Here is a 6,380-nt window from a genome sequence, read left to right as displayed (position 1 = left end):
TATATCAGTTCATTATAAAATGCTTAGATTTTTGTCTTGACAACTGAACCACTATACGTTTGGTATGTAACGCATTGGAAAAAAAGTGCGGTCAGTTTAAAGTAACGCCAGAATGTAAAACTAATTGTGTTAGAGTCCAGTATGCAGATGGTTATCATGTTGATTTTGCAGTTTATCGAAGATTTAAGGATGATGATACATCAGAATATTCATATGAACATTCTGGTGGAAGTAACTGGACAGCTCGTGATCCAGCAGCAATCACTAAGTGGTTTCAAGATGAGGTAAAAGAAAAAGGGACAGAGCTAAGGCAAGTCGTGAGATTATCGAAGATGTTTTGTAAATCTCGAAGTGGCTGGGTTAATATGCCAGGAGGGTTGATTCAATCTGTTTTGTGTAATGAAGTTTTTGCTACTGAATATGATAGATTAGATGAAATATTTTATTATACAATGATTAATATCAGAGATCGGTTAGAAGAATCAACAGAAGTATATAATCCGACAGATTCAGAAATATCATTGCTTTCAGCACAAAATCATTACGATAAAATGAATAATTGGTTATCCAGGTTAAGTGATAAACTTGAAAAACTCAGCATTTTAGAAAAGGATGATTGCACATATAAAGAGGCAGTGACAGCGTGGGAAACGTTTTTTAACCACACTTTTTGGACTGAGTTGACTGTATCGTTATGTGAATGTTCATCAATTCAAAAGTCTGTATTCACTGATACAGAAGAATATATTGAAGATTTGGTACCAATTAACGACTGCTATAATGTGGATATTAAATGTCAAGTAGAAGCAAATGGAATAAGAAAACAATTTTTAAGTAAATTTTTACAAGCATATCCGCAGTTTTATAAATTGCTTCCTCATGGTATGAAGTTACATTTTGAAGCCGTTACGGATGTACCTAATCCAGATGCGATATGGTGGAAAGTCCGTAATGTTGGTGAGATAGCAGAAAGGAAAAATGATATTCGTGGTCAAATTGAGAGAAAATGGTGGGATTATAAGACAGAAGATACAATGTTTGGAGGACCACATTTTGTGGAGTGCTATATAATAAAAAATGGTGAATGTGTTGCGATGAAACGTATAGATATTCATATTGGAGAAAAAAGTATTTGATTAGGAAAACCGCAGGGTAGAGCGATACCTTGCGGTTTATTTATGTATTTTGAAGACCGCAACACCGCAAGACCGCAATGCTGCAAAATAAAACTGCCGGATTCATCGGTTCCGACAGTTATTTGTCATGTGTATCATCATCTGTAAAAGTTAAAATGTCATTGGGGGTACAAGATAAGATCCGGCAAAGTTTTTCGATAGTAGATGCGGTAATATTCTGGTTATTCCGGAGTTGCTGCATAGTTCGGTAGTCGATGCCATTGTTGACGAGATAATATTGAGATATATTTCGTTTTTCCATTGTAATCCATAACGGACTATAATCAATCACATTGTTCCCGCCCTTCTAATTTATTTCCTGATTGTTTAATTATAAGTAGGGGAAAATGCAAAAATATAGTGAATAAATTCACTAGATAATATATAATTGGAAACATAAAAAAAGAAAGCAGTATTTATGGATTAAAAATATTATAAAGCATTGTTAAGTGGAAATTCGTCTGGTTCTCGAAAGAGGAACCGCAGTTCCCCAAACGAGAACTATAAATTGATAGAATATACTAAAATACTGTAAAATCAAAAATTTTCATAGTGCATAGAAAGGTAAGATGCACATGATGGAATCATTAGGAAATAGATTAAAGCAATTAAGACAAAACAATCGCTTGCGGCAAGATCAGGTAGCAAGCTTGGTTGGAGTAAATAAAAATACAATGTGTTCCTATGAAAATGATGTCAGACAGCCTTCTTATGAAATTTTGGTCAGATTAGCTACAATTTATAGAGTGAGTACCGACTATCTGCTGGGGTGTGAAAGTAAAAGAACGGTTGACGTATCTGGTCTTACACCAAAAGAAATACAAACAATTACAGAACTGGTTGCAGATATGACGGAGAAAAATAAAAAGCTGGAAGGGTTATAGATGGCTCAAAATGAAAAGGAACAAAATGATTATAGAATTACATATTATAATGCAGTGTCATCAAAAGAAGTTGATTGGTTATGGTATCCGTATATTCCCTATGGAAAGATAACGATATTGCAAGGAGATCCAGGAGAAGGTAAATCGACCATGATGATGCAGGTTGCGGCACTTATTACAACTGGAAAAGCTATGCCAGATGGAAGCGGAGATAAAATACCGGGAAACGTAATTTATCAGGCGGCAGAAGATGGGATTGAAGATACAATCAAGCCACGATTGGAAGCGGCAGGTGCAGATTGTAGTAGAATTGCATTTTTGGAACAGCCGGATGAAGAACCAATATTACTAAATGACACAAGATTGGCACAAGCGATTGAAGGTACACAGGCGAAATTATTGGTTATTGATCCACTTCAAGCCTACTTGAGAATGGATAGTGAAATGCAACGTACAAATTCGGTGCGTTCTGTTCTTACAAATCTTGCAAAAGTTGCAGAGCGGACTGGATGTGCAGTTGTGCTGATTGGACATATGAATAAAAGCAATCGGACAAAAGGTATATATCGAGGACTTGGAAGTATAGATATAGCTGCAGTAGCAAGGAGTATTTTATTAGTAGGAAGGGATAGAAATATTCCGCATTATCGTGTAATGCTTCAGATAAAAAATAATCTGGCACCAGAAGGAAAGGCATATGTATTTGAACTACATCCGAATTCAGGATTTCGCTGGATAGGGCAGGAGGAATATGAAGTAGAAGATCTTTTGTCTCATAAATCAAAAACAGATAGTAAACTGGACAAAGCAAAGGATTATCTGCAATTACTGCTAAGTGGAACAGATATGGCATGTGCAGATATATTTGATAAAATGCGTGCAAATGGTATTGGTAAACGTACTGTGGAGCAGGCAAAAAAAGATATGGGGATTATATCCTATAAATTGGGAGATAAATGGTATTGGAAGTTAAATGGGAGTGATGCATCAGGTGAGCGGATATGAAAAAGAAATAAAGAAACAGGAAGAACAAAAGAATAAGATTCGTGAAAGATATAAGGGTGTTGACCGAAATGAATTGGAATTCATTCCGGCAAAACCAAGAGAAAAGTTGTTTGAGGATACAGCAGAGAAAAGGGTTTGTGCCTATTGCCGTGTTTCTACTGATGATGTTAATCAGACTTCTTCTTATGAGCTGCAGAAGAATCATTATGAAGATATGATTAAAGAACATCAAGGATGGGAGCTGGTAGGAATTTATGCTGATGAAGGAATATCCGGTACATCTTTACAGCATAGAGACGAGTTCAATCGGATGATAGAAGATTGTAAAGCTGGAAAAATAGATCTGATTGTTACCAAAAGTGTCTCCAGATTTGCCAGAAATATAGTGGATTGTATTGCAAAGGTTCGTGAACTTGGAAATATGCGACCAAAAGTGGGTGTGTTTTTTGAAACAGAACATATTTACACATTGGATAATACCAGTGAAATGATGCTGGCAGTATTATCCGCAGCTGCACAGGAAGAGTCTCATACGAAAAGTGAGATTATGAATATTTCCATAGAACAACGTTTTTCCAGGGGCATATTTCTTACACCAAAATTATTGGGATATGATGTGGATGAGGATGGTAATCTGGTAATTAATAAAGAAGAGGCAGAAACAGTGCGTTTATGCTATTATTTGTTTCTTAACGGTTTTCCAACTGCGGAAATTGCAGAAATACTGATGCAATTAAAACGGAAAACGAAACTTGGAAATACCAAATGGTCAAGTGGTACTGTGGGAAGTTTATTGAGAAATGAGAGATATTGTGGAGATGTACTTTCCAGAAAGACATTTACGCCTAATTATCTTGATCATAAATCAAAAAAGAATCGTCATGATCGGAACCAGTACCGACAAACAGATCACCATGAGGCTATTGTTGACAGGGATATTTATAATGCGGCACAGAAGATGTTGACAGTAACAAAGTATGCGAAAAAAGGCTTTCCATTTCCTAATCTCAAGGTAGTAGATGGTGGAGCGTTAAAAGGTTTTGTGTCGGTTAATCGGTCTTGGACAGGATTTACAGTAGAAGATTATAAAAAAGCAAGTCAGAGCGTGTATTCTGATCAGAATAGTATACAAGATATTGAAGAATCAAAAGAAGAAAAGAAAGACGGAGGATTTGATTTATCTGGATACGAGATTGTTCGGGCACAGTTCTTTTCTACAAGGTTGAATCCAGCCATGACAATTTCAGAAGGACGTATTACCTTTAACACTGCCTGTTTGAAGAAATTTGAAGATGTGGAATATGTAGAAATTCTTTTTAATTCAATAGAAAGATGTATCGCTGTAAGACCCTGCGATAAAGATAACATCAATGCCGTAAAATGGGGAACGATACGAAATGGTAAATGGGCAGTCCTGCCTAAAAGCTGCCGGGGATTCTCAGAACCACTATTTGAATTAATGGACTGGAATAATGAGTGTAAATATCGTTTTAGAGGTCAATATTCAAAGGAAGATAACGAACAGATCTTATTGTTTGACCTGGAAGAACCAGAAGTGATTAAACATGAGATAATTCAAGAGGATTTACCTGATACAGATACGACTGAAACGGAAGAGAATACCGTAGATACATCTAAAAATAAAACAAAGAAGATTGTCAGAACACTTTTCCCGAAGCAGTGGCAGAATCATTTTGGCGATAGTTCAGAAGATGTTCTTCTTTTACATAGAGTTAAGTATTATGGAAATTGGGATGTGCTGCGTCCAGCTAAAATAGTAGAAGGTTTGGAACCTATATCAGAAAATTTATTGGATAAGCTGAATGAAGAAGCGCAGAACATGATAGAAAAGATGAGGTGTGCAGTATGAGTGAAATGATGATAAATCAGACTATTGAGAACACAGAAAATATAGATCAGAAAGCACTGGAACTGGCACAAGATTTTAGTTATGATGGTTACCAGGTTGTAAGAAGGGAACTTTTTGCACATTTGCGGGAGCCAGCCGTTGTAATCCGAAGAGATAGTGTGACATTTAATACTGCCTGCATTGCCGGTTTAGAGGATGCAGTTTATATACAGATTCTTGTTAACCAGGATAATAAGCGAATGGTAGTGCGGAAATGCGAAGAAAACGACAAAGATGCTTTGAGATGGTGTATTGAAAAACCTGATAAGAGAAAAAGTAGAAAAATGTCAAATAAATTATTTTCAGCAATGATGTATGACATGATGGGGTGGAATACAGACTGCCGATATAAGATTTTGGGGCATAAAATAACACATGAAGATGAAACTATGTATATTTTTGATCTGCTGGAAACAGAGATATTCATGGATACAAAAAGAAAGAAAAAAGCAAATCCGGATTCGTTGGAGAAAAAGGAAGAATTAGTTACTGCAGAAACAGATCAGACACCGGAGCAGAATCAGGAAGAGATAGCAGCAAAAGTGGCGAGAAAGTTGAACAGAATACCATTTTATCCTAAAGATTGGAAGGATTCTTTTGGCTTATCAGTAGAAGAACATAAAAAGGCACTGGAAACTAATTTAACAGACGGCTATATAGAATTTTCAGCAACAAGGTGATAGGAGAAAGTGCGCTCATTTGGAAGGGAGGAGTGCAGATGCCGAAAACCACAGTAAATATCACAGGGGTATCTCTGTGCCAAAAAAAAGGAATAATACGAATATTTCGATCAACGATAAAAGAATTGGGTGATCCGAGGTATATTCGCTTCTTATTTAACCCGGAGAAAAGAACTTTAGCAGTTCAGTCTGTCAGCCGAAAAGAAGCGGAGTGTTTTCGTGTGCCTAAATATAATCCTAAAGACTGGGATTTTAAAATTTGCAGTATTCAAATGCTGAGGATCATCTGGAAAGTTTGTGAGTGGAATGAAAATGACACGTATCGAATAGCAGGAACGCATTATCCAGAATATAATCTGGTGGAATTTAATTTGAATCAGGCTAGGATAGTGCAATTTGGAGAAATAGAGTAGAGATAGAATCGAAGAGTTTGGGACTTCTGAGAAATCAGGGGTTCTTTTTTTGTGCTTATTTTGAGGGTAAGTTGATAATACTGTGCTTTATGAGATATTTTTGAAAAAAAGTTGTTCCTGAGTTGACATAAGGAGGAGACATGTCATTGGTAGGAGAGTGGGATATAATAGGGACAACCAGAGAAAACTCCAGTATTTATGCGGCATGTGTGGCTTAAACGTTTTATGATAATTCGATTTTTCATTGCTGCAGCAGGGTCACATTATAGCGGTTCATAGATATTGGATGGCTCTTTGGATGCTCAGTTTGACCC

At 36.4% G+C, this 6,380-nt stretch carries 7 protein-coding genes; 6 read left to right on the top strand and 1 reads right to left on the bottom strand.

Going from position 1 to position 6,380, the window contains the following annotated elements:
• The first annotated feature begins 59 nt into the window (after positions 1-59).
• Positions 60-1,136, top strand: a complete 1,077-nt coding sequence (locus ACTNES_RS18705; protein WP_441040362.1) for a nucleotide-binding domain-containing protein — start codon at positions 60-62, stop codon at positions 1,134-1,136.
• Positions 1,137-1,254: 118 nt separating this feature from the next.
• Here ACTNES_RS18705 and ACTNES_RS18700 read toward each other — a convergent pair whose 3' ends face one another.
• Complete coding sequence (locus ACTNES_RS18700) at positions 1,255-1,437, bottom strand: helix-turn-helix domain-containing protein (protein ID WP_180214205.1); 183 nt, start codon at positions 1,435-1,437, stop codon at positions 1,255-1,257.
• Between the two features lie 313 nt (positions 1,438-1,750).
• Between ACTNES_RS18700 and ACTNES_RS18695 the strand changes: the two genes are divergently transcribed.
• From ACTNES_RS18695 to ACTNES_RS18675, 5 genes are read left to right on the top strand one after another with little or no spacing between them, the layout of a single operon-like run.
• Positions 1,751-2,059, top strand: coding sequence for a helix-turn-helix domain-containing protein (locus ACTNES_RS18695; protein WP_167338123.1), 309 nt, complete (start codon positions 1,751-1,753; stop codon positions 2,057-2,059).
• Entirely contained in the window at positions 2,060-3,064 is a 1,005-nt protein-coding gene (locus ACTNES_RS18690; protein WP_441040361.1) for an AAA family ATPase, read from the top strand. It begins immediately after the preceding gene.
• A complete protein-coding gene (locus tag ACTNES_RS18685; protein ID WP_441040360.1) occupies positions 3,033-4,934 on the top strand; it encodes a recombinase family protein in 1,902 nt (633 codons plus the stop codon). Before ACTNES_RS18690 ends, ACTNES_RS18685 begins: the two co-directional genes overlap by 32 nt.
• On the top strand, positions 4,931-5,653 hold the full coding sequence (locus ACTNES_RS18680) for a hypothetical protein (protein ID WP_118315255.1): 723 nt from the start codon (positions 4,931-4,933) through the stop codon (positions 5,651-5,653). The genes ACTNES_RS18685 and ACTNES_RS18680 overlap by 4 nt, the downstream gene beginning before the upstream one ends.
• Positions 5,654-5,691: 38 nt before the next feature.
• A complete protein-coding gene (locus tag ACTNES_RS18675) occupies positions 5,692-6,066 on the top strand; it encodes a hypothetical protein (RefSeq protein ID WP_441040359.1) in 375 nt (124 codons plus the stop codon).
• Positions 6,067-6,380 lie beyond the last annotated feature (314 nt).

The sequence above is a fragment of the Blautia sp. HCP3S3_D9 genome (assembly GCF_052063845.1).
Lineage (GTDB): Bacteria > Bacillota > Clostridia > Lachnospirales > Lachnospiraceae > Blautia_A.
This window is presented reverse-complemented; position numbering and strand designations above follow the sequence as displayed.

Excerpts from the sequence above, each read along its gene's own strand:
- ACTNES_RS18685 (WP_441040360.1), top strand. The coding sequence starts at position 3,033 with ATGGGAGTGATGCATCAGGTGAGCGGATATGAAAAAGAAATAAAGAAA.
- ACTNES_RS18695 (WP_167338123.1), top strand. The coding sequence starts at position 1,751 with ATGATGGAATCATTAGGAAATAGATTAAAGCAATTAAGACAAAACAAT.
- ACTNES_RS18690 (WP_441040361.1), top strand. The coding sequence starts at position 2,060 with ATGGCTCAAAATGAAAAGGAACAAAATGATTATAGAATTACATATTAT.
- ACTNES_RS18700 (WP_180214205.1), bottom strand. The coding sequence starts at position 1,437 with ATGGAAAAACGAAATATATCTCAATATTATCTCGTCAACAATGGCATC.
- ACTNES_RS18675 (WP_441040359.1), top strand. The coding sequence starts at position 5,692 with ATGCCGAAAACCACAGTAAATATCACAGGGGTATCTCTGTGCCAAAAA.
- ACTNES_RS18680 (WP_118315255.1), top strand. The coding sequence starts at position 4,931 with ATGAGTGAAATGATGATAAATCAGACTATTGAGAACACAGAAAATATA.